This is a genomic window from Mycolicibacterium chitae, from assembly GCF_900637205.1.
GTDB classification, from domain to species: Bacteria; Actinomycetota; Actinomycetes; order Mycobacteriales; family Mycobacteriaceae; genus Mycobacterium; species Mycobacterium chitae.
This window is the reverse complement of record NZ_LR134355.1, coordinates 5,086,285-5,106,754: the sequence shown is the minus strand read 5'-3', so window position 1 is coordinate 5,106,754 and position 20,470 is coordinate 5,086,285. Positions and strand designations below refer to the sequence as shown.

At 69.0% G+C, this 20,470-nt stretch carries 13 protein-coding genes and 1 pseudogene; 3 read left to right on the top strand and 11 right to left on the bottom strand.

Annotated elements, in window-relative coordinates; genetic code table 11:
* Positions 1–22: 22 nt before the first annotated feature.
* The 6 genes from EL338_RS24390 to EL338_RS24365 all read right to left on the bottom strand — a co-directional run bounded on the left by EL338_RS24390 (position 23) and on the right by EL338_RS24365 (position 11,583).
* Positions 23–478 (bottom strand): MaoC family dehydratase, encoded by a 456-nt coding sequence (locus EL338_RS24390; RefSeq protein ID WP_126336095.1) that lies wholly within the window; start codon positions 476–478, stop codon positions 23–25.
* A complete protein-coding gene (locus EL338_RS24385; protein WP_126336094.1) occupies positions 475–1,212 on the bottom strand; it encodes an SDR family NAD(P)-dependent oxidoreductase in 738 nt (245 codons plus the stop codon). The genes EL338_RS24390 and EL338_RS24385 overlap by 4 nt, the downstream gene beginning before the upstream one ends.
* A gap of 39 nt (positions 1,213–1,251) precedes the next feature.
* A complete protein-coding gene (locus tag EL338_RS24380) occupies positions 1,252–2,487 on the bottom strand; it encodes a beta-ketoacyl-[acyl-carrier-protein] synthase family protein (protein WP_126336093.1) in 1,236 nt (411 codons plus the stop codon).
* Position 2,488: 1 nt separating this feature from the next.
* Positions 2,489–7,963, bottom strand: coding sequence for an ATP-binding protein (locus EL338_RS24375; RefSeq protein WP_126336092.1), 5,475 nt, complete (start codon positions 7,961–7,963; stop codon positions 2,489–2,491).
* A gap of 175 nt (positions 7,964–8,138) precedes the next feature.
* Positions 8,139–9,566, bottom strand: coding sequence for an MFS transporter (locus EL338_RS24370; protein ID WP_235666285.1), 1,428 nt, complete (start codon positions 9,564–9,566; stop codon positions 8,139–8,141).
* Positions 9,567–9,909: 343 nt separating this feature from the next.
* Positions 9,910–11,583, bottom strand: coding sequence for an AMP-binding protein (locus EL338_RS24365; RefSeq protein WP_235666284.1), 1,674 nt, complete (start codon positions 11,581–11,583; stop codon positions 9,910–9,912).
* Between the two features lie 150 nt (positions 11,584–11,733).
* Between EL338_RS24365 and EL338_RS24360 the strand changes: the two genes are divergently transcribed.
* The 3 genes from EL338_RS24360 to EL338_RS24350 all read left to right on the top strand — a co-directional run bounded on the left by EL338_RS24360 (position 11,734) and on the right by EL338_RS24350 (position 15,312).
* Positions 11,734–13,449: a 2-hydroxyacyl-CoA lyase gene (locus EL338_RS24360; RefSeq protein ID WP_126336090.1), complete on the top strand. Its 1,716-nt coding sequence runs from the start codon at positions 11,734–11,736 to the stop codon at positions 13,447–13,449.
* Between the two features lie 68 nt (positions 13,450–13,517).
* A complete protein-coding gene (locus EL338_RS24355; RefSeq protein ID WP_197721907.1) occupies positions 13,518–14,249 on the top strand; it encodes a GntR family transcriptional regulator in 732 nt (243 codons plus the stop codon).
* 178 nt (positions 14,250–14,427) lie between these two features.
* Positions 14,428–15,312, top strand: coding sequence for an aldo/keto reductase (locus EL338_RS24350; protein WP_126336089.1), 885 nt, complete (start codon positions 14,428–14,430; stop codon positions 15,310–15,312).
* Between the two features lie 115 nt (positions 15,313–15,427).
* Here the strand turns inward: EL338_RS24350 and EL338_RS24345 are convergent, their stop codons facing one another.
* The 5 genes and pseudogenes from EL338_RS24345 to EL338_RS24325 all read right to left on the bottom strand — a co-directional run bounded on the left by EL338_RS24345 (position 15,428) and on the right by EL338_RS24325 (position 20,462).
* Positions 15,428–15,814 carry a VOC family protein gene (locus tag EL338_RS24345; RefSeq protein WP_126336088.1) on the bottom strand — a complete coding sequence of 129 codons (387 nt, stop codon included), beginning with the start codon at positions 15,812–15,814 and terminating at the stop codon, positions 15,428–15,430.
* Positions 15,783–16,100 carry an ArsR/SmtB family transcription factor gene (locus EL338_RS24340; protein ID WP_126336087.1) on the bottom strand — a complete coding sequence of 106 codons (318 nt, stop codon included), beginning with the start codon at positions 16,098–16,100 and terminating at the stop codon, positions 15,783–15,785. The genes EL338_RS24345 and EL338_RS24340 overlap by 32 nt, the downstream gene beginning before the upstream one ends.
* A gap of 268 nt (positions 16,101–16,368) precedes the next feature.
* A pseudogene (locus EL338_RS26690) lies at positions 16,369–16,521 on the bottom strand (type II toxin-antitoxin system VapB family antitoxin); the annotation flags it as partial.
* A gap of 222 nt (positions 16,522–16,743) precedes the next feature.
* Positions 16,744–17,913: a macrolide family glycosyltransferase gene (locus EL338_RS24330; RefSeq protein ID WP_126336085.1), complete on the bottom strand. Its 1,170-nt coding sequence runs from the start codon at positions 17,911–17,913 to the stop codon at positions 16,744–16,746.
* Entirely contained in the window at positions 17,910–20,462 is a 2,553-nt protein-coding gene (locus EL338_RS24325; RefSeq protein ID WP_126336084.1) for a DEAD/DEAH box helicase, read from the bottom strand. Before EL338_RS24325 ends, EL338_RS24330 begins: the two co-directional genes overlap by 4 nt.
* Positions 20,463–20,470 lie beyond the last annotated feature (8 nt).

Sequence of the window (20,470 nt, the reverse complement as noted above, 5' to 3'; positions counted from 1 at the left end):
GCTTCATATGTCATCGGTGCAGTCATCCTTGGTCGCTGAGCCGGATCAGGATGTCGGCGACGCAGGCGGGCTTGTCGCCGCCCTCGATCTCCATCGTCACCTGCAGGAAGGCCTGCACCCCGCCGGCCACCCGTTCGGCCTTGGTCAGTTTCAGATGCCCGCGCAGCCGGGACCCCGACGGCACGGCCGCGGGAAAGCGAACCTTGTTGGCGCCGTAGTTGATCGACGCCTTGGCCCCCTCGACCACGAACAGGTCGTTGAGCACGGGCGCGATCAGCGACATGGTCAGGTACCCGTGGGCGATGGTGCTGCCGAACGGACCGGCCGCCGCGCGCTCGGTGTCCACGTGGATCCACTGCGGGTCCTCGGTGACGTCGGCGAAGGCGTCGATGCGTTTCTGGTCGATGGTCATCCACCGGCCGGTGCCGAGGTCCAGATCGGTCTGCTCGACCAGGGAATCGAAGGTCAGGGCACTCACATCGAGAACCCGCCGTCGACCGGGAGAACCACCCCGGTGATGTAGCCGGCCTCTTCGGAGGCCAAAAAGCCCACGGCGGGGCACATCTCGCTGGGCTGGGCGAAGCGGCCCAGCGGGATGCTGGCCGCCAACTCGGCCTTCTTGTCCGCCGGGATGGAGGCCACCATGCGGGTCTCGGCGTTCGGGGAGATCGCGTTGACGGTGACGCCGAAGCGGGCGAGTTCCTTGGCGACGGTCTTGGTGAAGCCGATGATCCCGGCCTTGGCCGCGCCGTAGTTGGACTGACCGGTGTTGCCGCGCAACCCGGTGTAGGAGGTCACGTTGATGATCCGGCCGAAGGAGCGCTCTCGGAAGTGCGGGACGCATTCGCGGGTGAAGCGGAAAGCGCCGCCCGCGTGGACATTTAGGACCTCTTCCCAGTCCTCGTCGCTGATCTTCCACACGACCTTGTCGCGCAGCACACCCGCGTTGTTGACCACGATGTCGACCCGGCCGGTCTCCTCGACCACGCGGTCCACGGCGGCCTTCACGTCGGCGGATTTGCCCACGTCGGCCACCACGGCCGTGCCGCCGGCCTGCTTGGCGGCGATCTCGAGTTCGTCACCGTCGACGTCCACCATGTAGGTGCGCGCGCCGGCGTCGGCGAAGAACGTGCCCAGTTCCAGCCCGATGCCGCGCGCGGCGCCGGTGATGATGACCGATTTCTCGGAGAAGTCGTAGCTCAGATTGCCCATCGTTATCCCTTTCGTGAGAACTGCAGAGTGTGTGCGCGGTCAGGCCGAGGGCCGGCGCAGGATCATCGACGCGTTCTGACCGCCGAAACCGAACGCGTTGATCTGGATGTGCTCGGCCGCAACCTCGGCCGGTTGGTGGGTGATGACCCGGAAGTCGACCTCGGGGTCGACGGTGTCGGTGCCCGCGGCGTTGGGCAGCAGGCCGCTCTCGAACGTCTCGAGGGCGGCGATGATGCTCATGGCGCCTGAGGCCGCGCCGGTGTGCCCGGTGTGGCCCTTGATGCCCGTCACCGGCAGATCCCGACCGCCGTGCACGGCGTTGATGGCACGGATCTCGGCCTCGTCGCCCTTCGGTGTGCCGGTGGCGTGGGCGTACAGCGCGCCGATGTCGGTCGGTTCGATGCCGGCGTTGGCCAGCGCCTTGCGCATGACCTTGGCCTCCCACTTGCCGCTGGGGTCGGGGGCCGACGGGTGCGGCCCGTCGGCCAGGGCGGCGTAGCCGACGATCTCGGCGAGGATCCGGGCGCCGCGGGCGCGGGCGTGCTCCTCGCTCTCGATGACGAACATGGCGCTGCCGTCGCCGATCACGATGCCGGTGCGATCCTTGTCGAACGGGGTCAGCGTGCGCTTGGGGTCCTTACTGCCCGACAGCATCCCGTAGCGGGCCTGGCCGATGAAGTACGCCGGCGCGAAGTCGCCCTGGCCGCGCGACACCGCTTCGGAGCCGCCGGTCAGCACCACGTCGGCCTCGCCGAGCCGGATCAACCGGGTGGCGTTGCCGATCGCGTCGATCGAGGATGCGCACGCGGTCGCGACCGTGAGCAGCGGACCGTGCAGCGAATACCGCATGGCCAGCTGCGATCCCGCCATGTTGGTCAGGATGCGCAGCATCATCTTGCGGCTGATGCCCTGCGCGCCGTGCTGCTCGTAGTCGCGCTGCGCCTCGCTGAGCGAACGCGTGCCGCCCATGCTGGTGCCGACGACGACACCGGTGCGGTCCTCGTCGAATTCCTCGATCCCGGAGTCGATCCGGGCCTGCTCGCCGGCCGCCAGCGCGAACTGCGCGAAGATGTCGGTGCCGTCGATGACCTTTTCGTTGATCCACGGCGTGGGATCGAAGTCGTGGACGGCGCCGAACCATGCCGGCTCGGGTTCGTTGGGCCACTGGATGGGGCGGATGCCCGTGGAGTTGTTGCGCAGCCCGTCGAGGTATTCCTTGACCGAGTTGCCCAGCGAAGACACGATGCCCCGCCCGGTGATGACGACTTTCTGCATGTCAGTTTCCTTTTCTGAGAACGGTTTCGCTCGTGCTCCGCTCGAGTCCGCGTTGCACGGCCGAGATGAGGTAGGGACGCAGATCCGGGGGCGCCACGATGTGGTCGATGGAGCCGACCTGCAGCGCGCGTTCGACGGTGTGGATGTCGTCGAACTCGCGGGCCACGATCGCCTGGATCTCGGTGGTGACCTGTGCGGTCAGCTGGTGCAGCCGGTGCTGGAGCATGGGCTGTTCGTCGGCGCTCTCGGCGGCGATCTGCCGTTCGAGTTCGACGACCTCGGGATGGCGGCGCACTCGTTCGCGGACCTCGCGGGTGAACACCACCGCCGCGGCCGGGGCGCCGCCGATGACCGATGCCCGCGAACCCGTGACCGCCGAGACCTCCATGTTGGCGTTCAGCGACTTCGAGAACACCACGTAGGCGCCGCCGTGGTAGCGCGAGATCACGCTGAACACGATGGGGCCGCGGAAGTTCACGATGGCGCGGCCGATCTCGGCGCCGTACTCGAGCTGCAGCTTGGCCATGGACTCCGGTGAGCCGTCGAAACCGGACAGGTTCGCCAGGATCACCAGCGGCCGCTTGCCGCTGGCGCCGTTGATGACCCGGGCCAGCTTCTTCGACGACTGCGGGAACAAGGTGCCCGAGGTCCAGGTGTCGGGGCCGTCTGCGGGACGGGGCAGCGGCCGGCGCAGGTTGCGGGACTCGATCCCGATCAGCGAGACCGCGAACCCGCCCAGGCGGGTGTCCCAGGCCACGACGTTCTGGGCGTCCTCCCAGCCCGGCCAGCGTTCCAGCACCGGGGCGTCCTGATCCATCACCGCCGACATCACCGAACGAATGTCGAACGGCCGCTTGCGGTCCGGGTTGTGCTGCGCGGAGAAGATCTCGCCGACGCAGGCGAAGGAGGTGCCGCCGGCCTCGTTGCGGTGCGGGAACCCGCTGATGTCCCGGTCGGCGGGATCGGCGGTGTCGAACCGCGCCCCCTTGGACTGCGAGGACTCGTAGTGGGCGAACAACAACGCGCACCCGGACTCGACGTCGGCCACCCAGAACTGCGCCTGCCCGTTGGGACCGGCGATCCGGGCGTATCCGCCGATGCCCGCATTGTCCTCGGCCGCAACGCCGCCGGAGAACTCCAGCGCCTGCTTGCCGGTGAGCACCATGGCGCTGTTGCCCACCATGATCAGCACGCCGGAGGTGTGCATCAGCATGGTCGACTCGGCGTCGAAGTAGGACTGGGCACCGACGTTCACGCCGACGACCATCACGTTGATCTCGCCGCCGCCCTGGGTGAACTCGATGATCCGGCGCAGGACCGCCGCGGTCCAGTCCAGGTTCTCGGTGCCGCTGTCCATCGCGATGCGGGCACCCGAGGACACCGCGTACCACTCCACCGGCACACCGAGTTCGGTCGCCAGATCCAGCGCCGCGACAATGCGACGGCACTCGGGTTCGGCCAGCGATCCCAGGTCGCGGCTGGGGTCGTTGAGGATGAGCACCCGGCGGAACGTGGCGCCGGAGGCGGCGTGACTGTCGATCACACCGGTGACGACGCGCGCGGTGTTGTTGCCGCGGGGGCGGTCCACCACCTCGAATTGCTCACCGACGAAGTCGTATTCGGTGAACTCGCCGGTGGGCAGTTCGGTGTGGGTGGCGCCGGTGCCGACCAGCAACTCGACGATCTCGTACGGGTACACCAGGCCGCGGCGCTGCATGGCGACCACCCGGCGGCGGTACTCCGACATCGGCCGCAGCGGGGTCGGGGACGGCTTGGTCCGGCCGACCATGACGCCCACGGTGGGCGGGGTGGTGACGTGGATGACCTCGTCGACCAGATCGCCGGAGCCGGCGTCGCCGACCCGCACCCGGCCGATGACCTTCTCCAGGCCCAGCCCGCGGGTCAGCGGCAGCAGGTCCACGATCAGCGACTGCAACTGCGCGTCGGTCAGCGTCCAGCGCGGTTCGACGTAGAAGATGATGCGGTTGCTCAGCGAGACCGACGGATCCGGCAGCAGCGCGCGGGCCCGCCGAATCGCGATCGCCGCCTGGGCAAGCTGATTGGTGACATGGGCGTCGCCGTCGAGATCGAAGACCTCCAGCACCGCCAGCAGCCGCTCGTCCTGGGGATTCTCCTTGGCGACGGCCTTGATCAGGTGGATGCCGTCGGGGGCGTCCACCGCGCTGATGTCGAACTGGTTGAACCGCCACAGTTCGACGCGGTCGGCGGTGGCCGGATGGATACCCGCGGTCCCGTCGACCCGGGTGAACCGGCTGTCGGCCCCGGCGAACACGCAGTGCCGGCGCGACCCGCGCTCGTCGTCGCGGCTGCCCTGCCACCACGTGACGACCACGTTGACCTCGGGGCACCCCGGCGGCAACGCGGGCAACGCGGCCTCGACGGCGGCGGCCACGTCTGTTCGAGTTTCGTTGTCGCGCAGGATGATTTCGATCTCCAGCGCCTCGGTGTGCCCGGCGGTGAGGTACTCGGCGGCACCGGCCACGAGATCGGCCAGCCGCGCGGACGGGCCGGCGAAGGCCAGCATCTCCATGCGCCCGATCCCGTCGCGGCGCCCGGTCCGGACCCCGACGATGGGCTCGGGCGTGGTCAGAACCTCGAAGTCGTCGAGGGTGCGGTGCCGGTGGGTCCGTCGGACCAGCGCCCGCAGCGCGACCGCGGCCCGGGCCGGATCGGCGGTCTGCGCGGCGAGGTAGTGATCGATGGGCTCGGGCAGGCGACGCAGCCCGGCGAACGCGGCCTCCCGCGCGCCGGCCCCCGCGTCGGCGAGCAGCCCCTCGGCGACCTTCTCGTCGGCGGCGCGCAGCGCCTCGATGGCGGGCGCCTCCACCAGACGGTGGCGCACCGCGCGGGCGAGGTCGGTCACCGTCGGATAGGCGGCCTCCGAGGCGTCGATCAGCCGGTCGAGCACGTCGACCAGCTCGGCCGAGCGGTTCGGGTCGTGATCGTCGGACTCCAGCCAGGTCTCCAGCACCCCGGCGCTCATCCGGGCGATCCGGCCGAGCCGGGACTCGGCGCGCCAGATGTTGAACAGCGCATCGGTGAGTTCGGTGCTCTGACTGATCTCGGTGACGTCGTAGTGCGCGAGCATCTGCCGCAACCGCGCGACGAAGTCCGCGGGCGCGACCTCGGTGATCCGGTCGGGGGCGCGCAGCGCCACCAGCAGCAGATCGGTGCGCATCGGGCGGCGCCCGGCCCCGTTGTCGAGTTCGGGGTCGCCGGCGAACAGCGCCATGCGGTCGGCGACGATGCCGAGGACGTGCAGTCCGGCGGTGAAGGACAGCTCGCCGACGCGGGTCAGCGCGTCGCCGACCGCGCTGCCGGACAGGTCCTGACCCAGCACCAGCCGGGTCAGCACGTCGCGGTCCTCGTCGTGCTGGTTGAGCTGGGCGGGGTTATGGGCCAGGGCGGCGAACGACATCTGGGTGGTGTCGGCGGGGCCCTCGTCGTCGACGGCCTCGATCCGGATGATCGGATCGCCCGCGCCGACCAGAGTGCCCGCGCCGGCGACGATTTCGCTGACCCGGCCGCCGAACGGCGCCATCAGCGGGGACTCCATCTTCATGGCCTCGGTGATCAGCAGCACGTCGCCGGGATTGACCTCGTCGCCCACCTCGACGGCGACCTTGGCGATCACGCACTGCGATTCGGCGCGGATCAACCCGCCGTGCCCGCGGACGATGCGGTACACGCTGTGGTCGAGTTCGACGGTGATCAGCGGCCCGCTGGGCACCACGACCAGCGACAGCTCCCGGCCGGCCACGCTGATGCGGCGCTCGAACTGGCCGAGTTCCTCGACCCGGGCGGCGATGCGCAGCCCGTCGATCTCGACGTCGAAGTTGTTGGGGCTGCGCTGCTGAACGCGGAACGACCGGCGTTCGCCCTCGTACTCGAGGTCGATGGCGGCGGTCTCGTCGCTCAACGGGTGCAGCCGGCCGTGCACGGCGCTGCCGGCGAACTGGTCCAGCGCGTCGGCGTGGTCGGTGCGGTAGGCCTCGACCGCGGCGCACACCATGGCCAGCGGGGCGTCGGGGGAGTCCAGCAGGATCCCCTCGTCCAGCGCGCGGTCCAGCCACGTGGTGTCGACATTGCCCTGCTGGATCTCGGGGTTGTCGAGCAGCGCCATCAGGAAGCGCCGGTTGGTGGTGCCGCCTTCGATGACGGCCTGCGAGCGGCCGAGCGCGCGGCGCAGCCGGGCCAGCGCCTCGGGCCGGTCGCGGCCCCACGCGATGACCTTGGCGATCATCGAGTCGAATTCGGAGGCGATGGTGTCGCCCTCGGCCACCCCGGCGTCGGTGCGGATCCAGGGGCCCTGCGGGACCCGCAGTTCGACGACGCGGCCGGGGGCGGGGGTGAAGCCGCGCTTGGGATCCTCGGCGTTGAGCCGGACCTCGATCGCGTGCCCGCGCACCTCGGGGGAGTCCGGCGCCAGCTGTGCGCCCTGGGCGATGTCGAGTTGCAGCTTGACCAGGTCGACGCCGGTGACCGCCTCGGTGACGGTGTGCTCGACCTGCAGCCGGGTGTTGACCTCGAGGAAGTAGAAACTGCCGGTGCTCGGCTGGAACAGGAACTCCACGGTGCCGACGTTGGTGTAGTCGACGGCCTGGCACATGCGGCGGGCGGCCTCGCGGATCGCTTGTTGCAGGGCGTCGTCGATGTCGACCGGCGCCGATTCCTCGAGGACCTTCTGCCGGCGGCGCTGCACGCTGCAGTCGCGCAGGCCGAGGGTCCACACGTTCCCGGAATTGTCGGCGGCCACCTGGACCTCGAGGTGCCGGCCGCCGGTGATCTGCGCCTCGACGAACAGCGTCGCGTCGCCGAAGGCCGAATCTGCTTCGGCGCGAGCGCTCTTGAACGCGGCGGGCAGCTCGATCTCGTTGCGGACCAGCCGGATGCCGCGGCCGCCGCCGCCGGCGGCCGCCTTGAGCACCACCGGGAACCCGATGCGCTTGGCGTGCTCGACGGCCTCCTCGACGGTGTCCACCGGCCCGCCGCTCCACGGGACCACCGGTACGTCAACGGATTCGGCGATCCGCTTGGCCGCGATCTTGTCCCCGAGCATGTCCATCGAGGCCGCGGTGGGGCCGATGAACTGCACGCCGAGCCGGTCGCACATCCGCACGAAGTCGGGGTTCTCGGCGACGAAACCCCAACCGGGCCAGACGGCGTCGGCGCCGCTGAGCACCAGCGCGGATTCGACGATGCCGGTGTCGAGGTAGGTGTGCCGACGCGCACCGGTCTCCGGATCGGTGACCATGGTGGGGCCCAGGTTGATCGCGTGGTCGGCGGCCCGGACGAACCAGGACGCGGCGTCGGCCTCGGTGTAGAGCGCCACGGTCTCGAGCGGTGTGCCGCGCTCGATGCCGTACTCGCGGGCGGCATTCAGGAACCGCATGGCCGACTCACCGCGGTTGACGATCGCGACGCGATTCAGCGAAGCACTGGGTTCTCCGGTCATGCTTCGAGGCTCCCAATACCCGCCCTGACCGGCAAGGGAGTAACTCGGCGAAGTATTGACAGCGTTGAACGTGTGAATTGCAAATTCTGTGAATTTTCTCGTTCGCGGCCGGTGCAAACGACAGCACCGGCAGAGGATTTCCCATCCCCTGCCGGTGCTGTGAAGGCGGTGTCGGTTACCGATGGCCGGCCTTCTCGGTGACCTTGCTGTTGAGGTCCTTGTCGTTGAGGTCGTTGTCCTTGGTCTCCGGCAGCGCCAGCACGCACAGCAGGCTGATCGCCGAGATCGCGGAGAGCAACACCCCGACCCAGATGCTGCCGTGGTTGGCGATGATGCTCGCCGCGATCAGCGGTGGGATGGCGCCGCCGAAGATGCCGCCGAGGTTGTAGCTCAGGCCCGCACCGGTGTAGCGGAATCGGGACTCGAACATCTCCGGCAGCAGCGCGCCGGCCGGGCCGTTGGCCACGCCGTAGACCGACAGGGTGACGACCACCGCGATCAGGAAGGCGATCGGAGATCCGGTGTCCACCAAGGGATAGAGGATCAACGACCACACCACGGTGCCCGCGTAGGCCGCGGCGATGACCTTCTTGCGGCCCACCCGGTCGGAGTATATGGCCGCGGCGGCGGTGACGAAGCCGAGCACCACCGCGGCGATCATGCCGCAGCCCAGGATCATGGTCCGGCTGTAGCCGAGCGTCGTGCTGCCGTAGCTCGTCATGAACGCCGACCCGGTGTAGAACATCGTGAACACCGTCGACATGGCCAGGCCCGCGATCAGGATCTGGCGCCACTGGCTGCGGATGGCCGCGGCGAACGGCAGTTTCTCGCGTGCGCTGGTCGTGCTGCGGGTGCGCTGATGCTCCTTGAACACCGGAGTTTCCTGCACCGACAACCGAATCCAGAGTCCGACGATCACCAGCAGCAGCGAGGCGATGAACGGGAAGCGCCAGCCGTAGTTGATGAACGTGTCGCTGGTGTCGCCGACGGTGAGCGACACGACGAAGAAGGTGCCGCTGGCGAGGAAGAACGCGCACGCCGGCCCCAACTGCGGGTACACCGCCATGCGGCCGCGTTGTTGGGGTGGGGCATATTCGGCCGTCAACAGGGTTGCGCCGGCCCATTCACCGCCCAACGCCAAGCCCTGCAGGAAGCGCATCGCCACGAGCAATACCGGGCCCCAGAATCCGATGCCGTTCTCGAAGAGGCCGAAGGCGCCCGAATCGTAGCCGGGCAGGAAGCCGATGAACACCGTCGACAGCCCCATGATCAGCAGCGTCCACACCAAGGTGCGCTTGCGGCCGATGATGTCGCCGAAGTGGCCGAACAGGATCGATCCGACCGGGCGGGCGAAGAAGGCCACGCCGAACGTCGCGAACGACGCCAGGGTGCCCATCGCCGGGCTCACGTCGGGGAAGAACACCGTCGGGAACACCAGCGCGGCGGCCGTGCCGTAGACGAAGAAGTCGTAGTACTCGATGGTGGTTCCGAGCAGGCTGGCGGCGCCGACCTTGCGAAGGGAACTGCCACCGGACTGCGCATCGGTGCCGCGGGGCGGTACGCCGGGTTCGTGGCCGGCCGAGGGTAGATCGATGGTGCTCACGTGATGTCAGCGCTCCTAATGGCCCGAGGGTCGATTCCTGAGCGGCTTCGCGCTCGTTGACTGAGGGGTGTCATATCCAGGCGCCTGGATCCAGGATTTACAAAGACTATGCCCGCGCGGGTGTGACGTCAATAACAAAAGGAGATTCAAAGTGACGGTTGGCACGTTCGATATTTGCGACAGCAATCACCGTGCGGAGCAGTTGACACCTGTTGTCCGAGGGCATCCGGGTGGCTCTGGGGCGGGCCAGGTTCGGCCGGTGTTTGCTCACGAGCAGCCGTCCCGAGAGCCAAAAATGCCCCCATCCGGACATCGGATGGGGGCACCTTCGGGGACTGTGTGGCTACTTCTGTTCGAGCGGAACCAGGTGGTCGACGCCGCGTTTCACGGTCCATCCGGCCTGCTCGCGGTCCCACTCCGCGGGGGTGGTGTCCATGGCGCGCAACTCGCGCTTGAGCACCTTGCCCGTGGAGGTCTTGGGGAAGTCGTCGAGGACCTCGAGGTAGCGCGGCACCGCGAAGTAGGGCAACCGCTTCACGCAGTGCGAGAGCACGGCGACCAGGTCGGGCGCCTTGGCGTCGTCGGCCAGGACCAGGAACGCCTTGATGTCGTCCTCGCCCTCGCGGGCGGGCTTGCCGATGACGGCGCAGTCCTCGACCTCGGGCAGTTCGGTGAGCGCGACCTCGATGTCGTAGGCGGTGACGTTCTCGCCCTTGCGCCGGATGCGGTCGTTGAGGCGGTCCATGAAGTAGTAGTAGCCGTCGGAATCCCGTCGGCCGGCATCGCCGGTGTGGAACCACAGGTTGCGCCAGGCCTCCACGGTGCGGTCCGGCATGGCGTGGTAGCCAAGGAACGTCGTGAACGGGACCTTGGGGCGGACGACGATCTCGCCGGTCTCGCCGTCGGGCAGCGGCTCGTCGGTCTCGGGGTCGACGATCGCGACCTCGAACCACTTGTCGAGGGCCTTGCCGCAGCTGCCCGGACGCAGCGGTTCGTCCATCGGGCGGTAGAGCGGCAGGCAGATCTCGGTCATCCCGTAGGCCTCCACACACGTGGTGTTGAACCGGGTCTCGAACTCCTCGGCGATCACGGCCGGGATCGGGATGGTGATCATGCGCCGCACGCCGTGGTCGGTGTCGTGCGGACCGGCGGGGCGGTTGAAGACGTACTGTGCCATGACCCCGAGCAGGCTGGTGACCGTGGCGCCGCACGCGCGCAGATCGTCGAGCCAGCCGCTGGCGCTGAACGCGTCGGCGAGCACCACGGTGGCCCCGGTCATCAGGCACGGCAGCACCTGCATGAACTGGGCGTTGGCGTGGAACATCGGCAGGCAGATGTAGTAGACGTCGTCCTCGACGATGCGCAACTGCTCGACCAGGTGCCCGGCGAAGGTGTACATGTGCCCGTGCGGGACCACCACGCCCTTGGCCGGACCCGTGGTGCCCGAGGTGTAGATGATGGCGGCGGGATCGCGGTGGGACACCGCCACGGGCTGCGCGCCGTTGGGCGAGCGGTCCAGATCTTCGAGGGCGACCACGATGTCCTTGGGGCGCGCGTCGCTGGCCCCGCGGATGACGACCGCGGTGAGGGTCTCGAGTTCGTCGGCGACCTCGTCGAGCACGCCCGCATAGTTCGCGTCGATGATGGCCACCCGGGCGCCCGAGTTGTTGGCGGCGTGCACCAGGCTCGGGCCGCGGTTGGCGGTGTTCACCGGGACCTCAACGGCGCCAATGAGATTGATCGCGAACCAGCAGGCGATCATGTCGATCGAGTTGTCCATCAGCAGCAGGACCCGGTCGCCCTTGGTGACGCCCAGCCCGGTCAGGCCCGCGGCCCGGCGCTCGGTGAGGTCCAGCATCTCGGCATAGGTCAGCCCGTCCCCGGAGACGGTGCGCACGCAGGGCTTGTCGGGTTGCGCCGCGGCCGCCTCGCGCAGGACCGCCGGCAGGGTCCACAGTTCCCGTTCTCTGCCAGTGAAGGGGTCCAGCACGGGCTGAGTTTCTGTCTTCACGTTCACGCTCATAAGTCCTTCCGCGGCGGTCAGGGCGCCCATGTGGCTTGTGCGTCTACTCCGACCAATATGTGACGAATGCTACTATGGACTCTGGATCCAGGATTTGCAATACGCCGAGCAGATCCGCCGACTACCCCCAGATTGGTGCCCCTCATGAGCGAAACGACCGTCGCCCAACTCATCGCGCAACGACTGAAGGCGCAGGGTGTGCGCCGGATCTTCGGCCTCTGCGGTGGCCACATCCAGCCGCTGTGGGACGCCGTGTCACGCGAGGGCATCGAGGTCGTCGACGTGCGCCACGAGGCCGCGGCCGTCTACATGGCCCACGCCACCGCCGAACTGTCCGGCGAGCTGAGCGTCGCCATGGTGACCGCCGGGCCGGGCCTGACCAACGCCGTCACCGCCATCTCCAACGCCTACGTGTCGCGCAGCCCCGTGCTGGTCATCTCGGGCCGGCCGCCGCGCCCGCAGACCGGGATGGGCGCCATGCAGGACATCGACCAGGCCGGCATCGTCGAACCCATCTGCCGCCTCGTCGAACAGGTCTCCGAGCGCCACCACGTGATTGGCCGCCTCGACAAGACCATCGCCGCCGCGCTGGGGGCGGCCAACGGCGCCACCGGCCCCGCCTACATCGACTTCCCCACCGAACTGCTCGACGAGATCGTCCACGACGCCGACATCCCGGCGCTGGCCATGGAACCCCGCACGGCCCAGACCGTCGCCGCCGATCCCGTCGCCCTGGCCCGGGCCGCGGACGCGATCCGGGCCGCGTCGCGCATCGTCGTCATCGGCGGGCGCTCGGTGCGGTCCGCGGGGCCCGAGGTGCACAAGTTCCTCGACACCGCGCAGGCGCTGTACCTCGATTCCGGGGAGAGCCGCGGCGTCGTCCGCGACGATTCGCCCGCCTTCGTGCCCGCGGTGCGCGGCCGCGCGATGAGCGAGGCCGACCTGGTGATCACGCTGGGCCGGCGGCTGGACTTCCAGCTGGGCTACGGCTCCCCGGCGGTGTTCTCCCCGGACGCGCGGTTCCTGCGCATCGGCACCTGCTTCGAAGAACTCGGCGAGAACCGCCGCGGCGACGTCGAGGTGTTCGGCAGCACCGGTTCGGTGCTGGCCGCGCTGACCGAAGCCGGTGCGACGCCGGCCGCCCCGGACACCGCCTGGCTGCAGGACATGCGCGACTCGAACGCGAAGCGGACCGCGAAGCTGGCCGAGAAGCTCGCCGACCCCAACCCGGATTCGACCGGGCGGATGTCCCCGAACTTCGTCGTCGGCGCCGTCAACAACCTGCTCACCGAGCAGTCCGTGGCCATCGCCGACGGCGGCGACATCCTGTCCTTCGCGCGGGTGGGCCTCAAGCCGGTGGACTACCTGGACTGCGGTGCGCTCGGCTGCCTCGGCGTCGGCGTCCCCTTCGCCACCGCGGCCGCGCTGCTACGCCCCGAGGAGCCCGTCGTCGCGGTCATCGGCGACGGCAGCTTCGGCTTCACCGCCGTGGAGGTGGACACCGCCGTCCGGCACGGCGCCAAGGCGGTGTTCGTCGTCGTCAACAACGAGGCGTGGAACATCGAACGCCACGATCAGGTCGAGCGCTTCGACAACAACCTGGTCGGCGTGGACCTGCCGGGCTGCCGCTACGACCTGCTGGCCCAGGGCCTCGGCGCGCACGGCGAGCGGGTGGAGAACGCCGAGGACCTCGCCGACGCGCTCAAGCGCGCGCTGGACAACGCGCCGGCCGTGGTCGACGTCGTCGTCTCCCGGGAGGCCAAGTCCGCCGACTTCCTCGGCGGCCTGGCCGCGGTGCCGCCGCGGCAAGCGGTCGGCCCGTGGAACGCCGCGGAACTCGAGCGTTACGGCCAGTCGTGAGGCGGTAGGGCCATAATGGCTCGTGGATCCACCATGCAGATCACTGTGACAGCCCCGAGGAGTGCGTCGTGAGCATTGATTCGCCCATCGAGACGAGTCCGGCCGAACGTCAGGACTCCAGCTTCTCGGCGCTGAGCGCGCTGCCGCCCCGGGACTCCAACGCCCTGGTCACCTCGGTTCGGGACCGGCTGCGGATGGCCATCGTGCTCGAGGAGATCCCCGCCGGCGTCCGCCTGAACCAGGTCCGGGTCGCCGAGCAGCTCGGGGTCAGCCGGATGCCGGTGCGCGCCGCGTCGGCCGATCTGGTGGTCGAGGGCCTGCTGGAACCGCTGCCCACCGGCGGGGTCGCGGTGCGCTCGCTGTCCCGGCGCGATGTCGAGGAGGCGTCGAAGGTGCGTGAGGCCCTCGAGGCCCAGGCCGCCCGCGAGGTCGCGCTGGCCCGACCCGAGGAGGGACTCAAGGCGATCTTCGCCGTGCTCGACCGGCACGAGGCCCTCGGCGGCGTCAACGACACCCGGCTGCTGCTCGAACTGGACCGGTCCTTCCACTGGGCCGTGCTCGACGCGACCGACAATCCGTACTTCCGGCGGGCCATGGTCCCGATGTGGTCGGTGGTCGAACGTTCGATGGTCGGCGTGCTGCGCAAGGTACCCGACATGTTCGACCTGGCCTGGAAGCAGCACCGGGAGATCGCCGAGGCGCTGGCGGCCGGGGATGCCGACCTGGCCGAGCAGCGCGCCCGCGACCACATCCGCTACGCGGCACCCAAGCTGGCCAAGGCGATCGAGGACAACGAGTAGGTTCACCGCGTCGTAGCTGAGCGCTGCACCGGGTCGAAATTGCGGCCAGGGTTGCTCCTACTTCGGGAGCACCGCCCTGGACGCAATCTCGGCGGGGCGGATATCCGCTTTTTGCAAGGGATTTCGAAGCGGCGACGCTCGACGGGACGCCACGGTGTTTCTGGGCTAGCTTCGAGCCATGGGTATCCCGACGTATGAGCTGAACAATGGTGTGCACATTCCGGTCCTGGGTTTCGGTGTGTACCAGGCGACACCGGAGCAGACGGTGTCCGCGGTCGGGGCCGCCCTGGAGATCGGCTACCGCCACGTCGACACCGCCGCCGCCTACGGCAACGAGCGGGAGGTCGGGCAGGCGATCGCGGCCGCCGAGGTCGACCGCGACGACATCTTCATCGAAACCAAGGTCTGGATCAGCGATTACGGCTACGACGCGACGTTGCACGCCTACGACAAGGCGGCCGGCAAGCTCGGCGTCGACCAGATCGACCTGCTGATCCTGCATCACCCGATGCCGGGCGAGTTCGAGCTGACCATCGCCGCCTACCGCGCGTTGGAGAAGCTCCACGCCGACGGCAAGGTCCGCGCCATCGGCGTCTCCAACTTCGGCCCCGCACACCTGGACCGGCTGCTGGCCGAGACCGAGGTGGTGCCCGCGGTGAACCAGATCGAGCTGCACCCGTACTTCCGGCAGTCGGACAGCGTGGCCCGCGCCGACGAACTCGGCATCCTCACTCAGGCGTGGTCACCGCTGGGCGGGATCACCACCTACTTCGAGGGATCGCACACCTCCCCGCTGCAGGACCCCGCGGTGCGGGCCATCGCCGACGCGCACACCAAGACGCCGGCGCAGGTACTGCTGCGCTGGCATCTGCAGCAGGGCAGGCAGGTGTTCCCGAAGTCGGTGACGCCGGCCCGGATCGCGGAGAACTTCGACGTGTTCGACTTCGAGCTCACCGTTGCTGAGCTGGCCGCGATCGACGCGCTGGACACCGGCGTGCGCGGCGGGCCGGAGGCCGAGGTGTTCGCGCGGGAGAACTTCGACTTCGAGATCCCGGAGGCCTGAGTTCTTTCCAGCTGTACGGCTCTACGGCGTCGAAACTGCATCCTGGGTCGTTCGCGCAGCGTCTCAACAGCCGTGAACGCAATTTCGGCCTCGTAGCCGCGCAGATTTCGAAAACTTAGCCCTGGTGGGTGATCTGGATGAGATTGCCGCACGTGTCGTCGAACACGGCCGTGGTCACCGGCCCCATATCGGCGGGTTCCTGGGTGAAGCGCACGCCCAGCCCACGCAGTCGTTCGAACTCGGCCCGCACGTCATCGACCGCGAACGACGTGAACGGGATGCCGTCGGCGACCAACGCGGCCTTGAACGGCTTCACCGCCGGGTGGCCGTCCGGTTCGAGGACGAGTTCGGTGCCGTCGGGATTCTCCGGCGACACCACCGTGATCCAGCGGGGGCCGCCCATCGGAATGTCGTGCTTGGGTTCGAAGCCGAGCTTCTCGGTGTAGAACCGGAGCGCCTTGTCTTGGTCGTCAACGAGGATGCTCGTCAGGTTGATTCGCATGGTTGTTCCTCCCGCCGGAATTCTTGAGCCACCGCGCGACGATTGGTTCGAGCGGCGCCGTATTGAGGTGGTGAAACTTGTACCGACCATCGCGCCTGGTCTCGACGAGTCCGGCATTCTCGAGGACGTCGAGGTGTTGCGAAATCGCCTGGCGTGACGAGTTCAGCCCGTGTTTGGTGGTCAGGCGCGCACAGATCTCGAAGAGCGTCTGCCCGTTGCGGTCGGTCAGTTCGTCGAGGATCGCGCGGCGCGTGGGATCGGCCAAGGCCTTGAAGACATCACCCACGTGTTCCACGTTAGGCAAGTGGCTGCTTGCCTGTCAACGCTTGGGGGGGTGACGATGCCGCTTTACCGCGTCGAAATTGCTTCCACGGTTGTTCCCGCAGCGTCGGCACAGCCGTGGAAGCAACCTCGGGCGGACTGCTAGCCGCGCAGCGATGCGGATCCTACGAGCGGCGTAGGCGACGCGCAGTGCGCTGGGGTTCGCCGGTCCCGACGGCCTTGTCGCCCGTCCTTGCGGCGAGCCAGCCTTCGTAGTCCCAGCCTTTCGACTGTTCGCGCGAGCGGGCGAGCGCCGCCGTGCGCCGAAACCGCTCGACGTAGTCGCGGATCGCGAGGTTCACGGCCTCGTCCTTGGTGCGCACGCCTGCGATCCGCATGACTGCGGCCAGCGCCTCGTCGTCGAGGTCGATTCGTGTCACCGACATAGGACCTCCGTAGTGACGATGTATGTGCCCAACATACGTCGTCCACATCAGGAGGTCGGTCGAGCCCGGCGCGACGACGTCCGTGGCACGGGATCACCACCTACTTCGAGCGATCGCACAGAGTGAGCCGTTGCACCGCGTCGAAACTGCAGCCATGGTTGTTCCCGCAGCGTCGGCACAGCCGTGGACGCAATCTCGGGCGGACTTCTTTCGGGCGGACTGCTACCCGAGCACGGCTTCGACGGCGTCCGTGGCCACCACCGCCCCGCCCGCATCATCGATCTCGCGGCGCATCCACGCCAGCCGGTCGCGGATCCCGGGGTCAGCGGCCACCCCGTCGACGGCCTCCCACAGGCCCGCTGCCGAGATCCGCGCCGGGTCCAGCTGCCGGCCGAGTCCGAGTTCGACGAGCCGGTCGGCGTTCGCGCGCTGCTCGGCCATCTGCGGTACGGCGACCATCGGCACCTCGTGGGCCAGCCCCTCGAGCGCGCCGCCCATCCCGGCGTGGGTGAGGAACACCCGCGCGTGCCGCAGGATCGCGAGCTGCGGAACCTGTTCGTGCACTTCCACATTCGGTGGCAAGGGGCCGAGCGCGCCCGGGTCGACGGCATCGCCGATCGCCAGCACCACGTGCCACGGGCGGCCGGCCGCGGACCCGACGATCATCCGGAAGAAGTCGGGGCGATCGTTGTAGCCCGTACCGAGGGAGACCAGTAGCACCGGGTGTGGGCCGGGCGGCTCCCAGTCGCCCTGGAACCGCCGGTCGGTCAGCACCGGACCGACGAACCGGTAGCCGTCGGTGAACGTGTCACCCGCCGGCTGGAAGGCGCGCGGCACGGTGACGATGCGATCGGCGGCGGTGTCGCCCCGGAAGAAGCCGCCGACATCGCGGATGCCTTCCCGGCGCAGCATCCGGGCCAGCCGCAGCACCACCAGGAGCAGTCGCGGGCTCAGCGGGTTCAGCTTCGCGTAGCCGCGCATGTTCCAGTGCTGGTTGTTGACGAAGTTCGGCCAGGTCTCCACCGCCGGAACGCCCCAGCGGTGGGCCAGGATTCGGCCCCACCAGGCCAGCGGACCGTCGTGCACCACCAGGTCCGGGGCGGGCAGACCACCCAGCGCCGCCACCATGGCCTTGGTCTCGTCGAGCAGCAGCGACATCGCGCGCACCAGTTCGGCGCCGTGCATCTGCGGCACGTCGCGGGGCAGGGACTCCCAGGTGGAGACCACCGGCACGAAGGCGGCGCCGGTCTCGACGATGCGCGACTCGAATCGGCGGGTCGCGGCGTAGGACACCCGATGCCCGCGGCGGACCAGTTCGGCGGCCAACCCCAGCGTCGGATTCACATGCCCGGCTCCGAGCGGCGCGAAGAAGGTGATGTTCGCCGGTGTCACGACCCGCCCGCCGCGCCCACGTCGATGACCCGCAGCACCGCCGCGCCCTCCTCGTCGGAGGCCGCCAGGTCCACCTCGACGTCAAAGCCCCAGTCGTGGTCGCCCGCCGGGTCGTCCAGGATCTGCCGCACCCGCCAGGCCTCGGGCCGGCGGTCGAAGATCAGCAGCGCGGGACCCCGGGCGTCGGCGCCGGTGCGCACCTCGTCGTGCTCGGTGAAGTAGTCGTCGCCCGCGTCGGCCCATCGGTCGGCCGTCCACCCCGAGCCCGAGTCGAGGTCGCCGAGTTCGTCCCAGCGCTCGCGGGCGAACAGCTCGACCCGGCGGAACAGCGCGTTGCGCACCATCGCGGTGAAAGCCCGCTCGTTGCCGGTCAGCGGCCGCGGGCGGGCCGGAACCGCGACCGGCACATCGTGCGGCTGATCCGGACTGGTCAACTGTTCCCACTCGTCGAGCAGACTCGAATCCACCTGGCGCACAAGCTCACCGAGCCACTCGACGATGTCGGTGAGCTCCTCGGTCCGCGCCGCGGCCGGCACGCCGGAGCGCAGCGCCTTGAACGCATCGGAGAGGTAGCGCAGCACCGCGCCCTCGGAGCGGGTCAGGCCGTAGACGCTGACGTACTCCCGGAACGTGAAGGCCCGCTCCCACATCTCCCGGACGACGGCCTTGGGCGACAGCCGCCCGTCGGCGGCCCACGGGTTGCTCTGCAGATACAGCTCGTAGGTGTGCTGCAGCAACTCGTCCAGCGGCTTGGGGTAGGTGACGTCGTCGAGTAGTTCGATGCGCTCGTCGTACTCGATGCCGTCGGCCTTCATCTGCGCGACGGCCTCGCCGCGGGCCTTGTTCAGCTGCGCGGACAGGATCTGCCGCGGATCCTCCAGCGTGGCCTCGATCACCGAAACCACATCCAGCGCATAGGTTTCCGACTCAGGGTCGAGCACGTCGACGGCGGCCAGGGCGAAGGTGGACAGCGGCTGGTTCAGGGCGAAGTCGGCGGGCAGGTCGACCGTCAGCCGATACCGGCGCCCATCGGCGTCCGGCTCGTCGAGTCGCTCCATCACCCCGGCCTGCAGCAGCGAGCGGGCGATCCCGACGGCCTCCCGGATGAGTTGCAACTGACGTTTGCGGGGTTCGTGGTTGTCGGTGAGCAGGCGGCGCATCGCGATGAACGGATCGCCGGGGCGGTCGACGACGTCGAGGATCATCGCCGTCGACACCCGCATGTTGCTGGTCAACGGCTCCGGCGCGGCATCGATGAGCCGCGTCATGGTCGACTCGCTCCACGGCACCATGCCCTCGGGAACCTTGCGGCGCACCAGTTTTCGACGCTTCTTCGGATCGTCGGCGACCTTGGCGAACTGCTTGAGGTTCTCCACCTCGTGGTCGGGGGCCTGCACGACGACGGTGCCGGCGGTGTCGTAGCCGGCGCGCCCGGCCCGCCCGGCGATCTGGTGGAACTCCCGCGCGCTGAGCAGCCGGGTCCGGGTGCCGTCGTACTTCGACAACGCGGAGAACACCACGGTCCGGATCGGCACGTTGATGCCGACGCCCAGGGTGTCGGTGCCGCAGATGACCTTGAGCAGGCCGGCCTGCGCCAACTGTTCGACCAGCCGCCGATACTTGGGCAGCATGCCGGCGTGGTGCACCCCGATGCCGTGCCGGACCAGCCGCGACAGCGTGCTGCCGAACGACGTCGAGAAGCGGAAGGCGCCGATCAGCTCGGCGATGGCCTTCTTCTCGTCCTTGGTGCTGACGTTCACGCTCATCAGCGCCTGCGCGCGTTCCAGCGCCGAGGCCTGGGTGAAGTGCACGACGTAGACCGGGGCCTGCTTGGTCTCCAGCAGATCGCCGATGGTCTCGTGCATGGGCGTGGTCGCATAGCTGTAGAACAACGGCACCGGCCGTTGCGCGCCGGCGACCAGGGCCGTCGGCCGCCCGGTCCGGCGGGTGAGGTCCTTGCGCAGGAACGTCACGTCGCCCAACGTCGCCGACATCAGCAGGAACTGCGCCCGCGGCAGTTCCAGCAGCGGCACCTGCCAGGCCCAGCCGCGGTCCGGATCGCCGTAGAAGTGGAACTCGTCCATCACCACCAGGCCGATGTCGGCGTCAGCGCCCTCGCGCAGCGCGATATTGGCCAGCACCTCGGCGGTGCACGTGATGATCGGGGCGTCGGAGTTCACCGCGGCGTCGCCGGTGAGCATGCCGACGTTGGCCGCGCCGAACACCTCGCACAGCGCGAAGAACTTCTCGCTGACCAGGGCCTTGATGGGCGCGGTGTAGTAGCTGCGGCGCTCGGTGGCCAGCGCGGCGTACAGCGCGCCGGTGGCCACCAGCGACTTGCCGGATCCGGTCGGGGTCGCCAGCACCACGTTCGACCCGCTGACCAGCTCGATCAGCGCCTCCTCCTGCGCCGGGTACAGGGTGGTCCCGCTGGCCTCGGCCCACGCGGCGAACGCGGTGAACAACTCGTCGGGATCGGCGCCCTGGGCGCGCAGGGCCGACAGGTCGGTGGGGTCGTCGAGGAGTGGGACGGCAGCGGGCGGGGTCATCTTGGTGA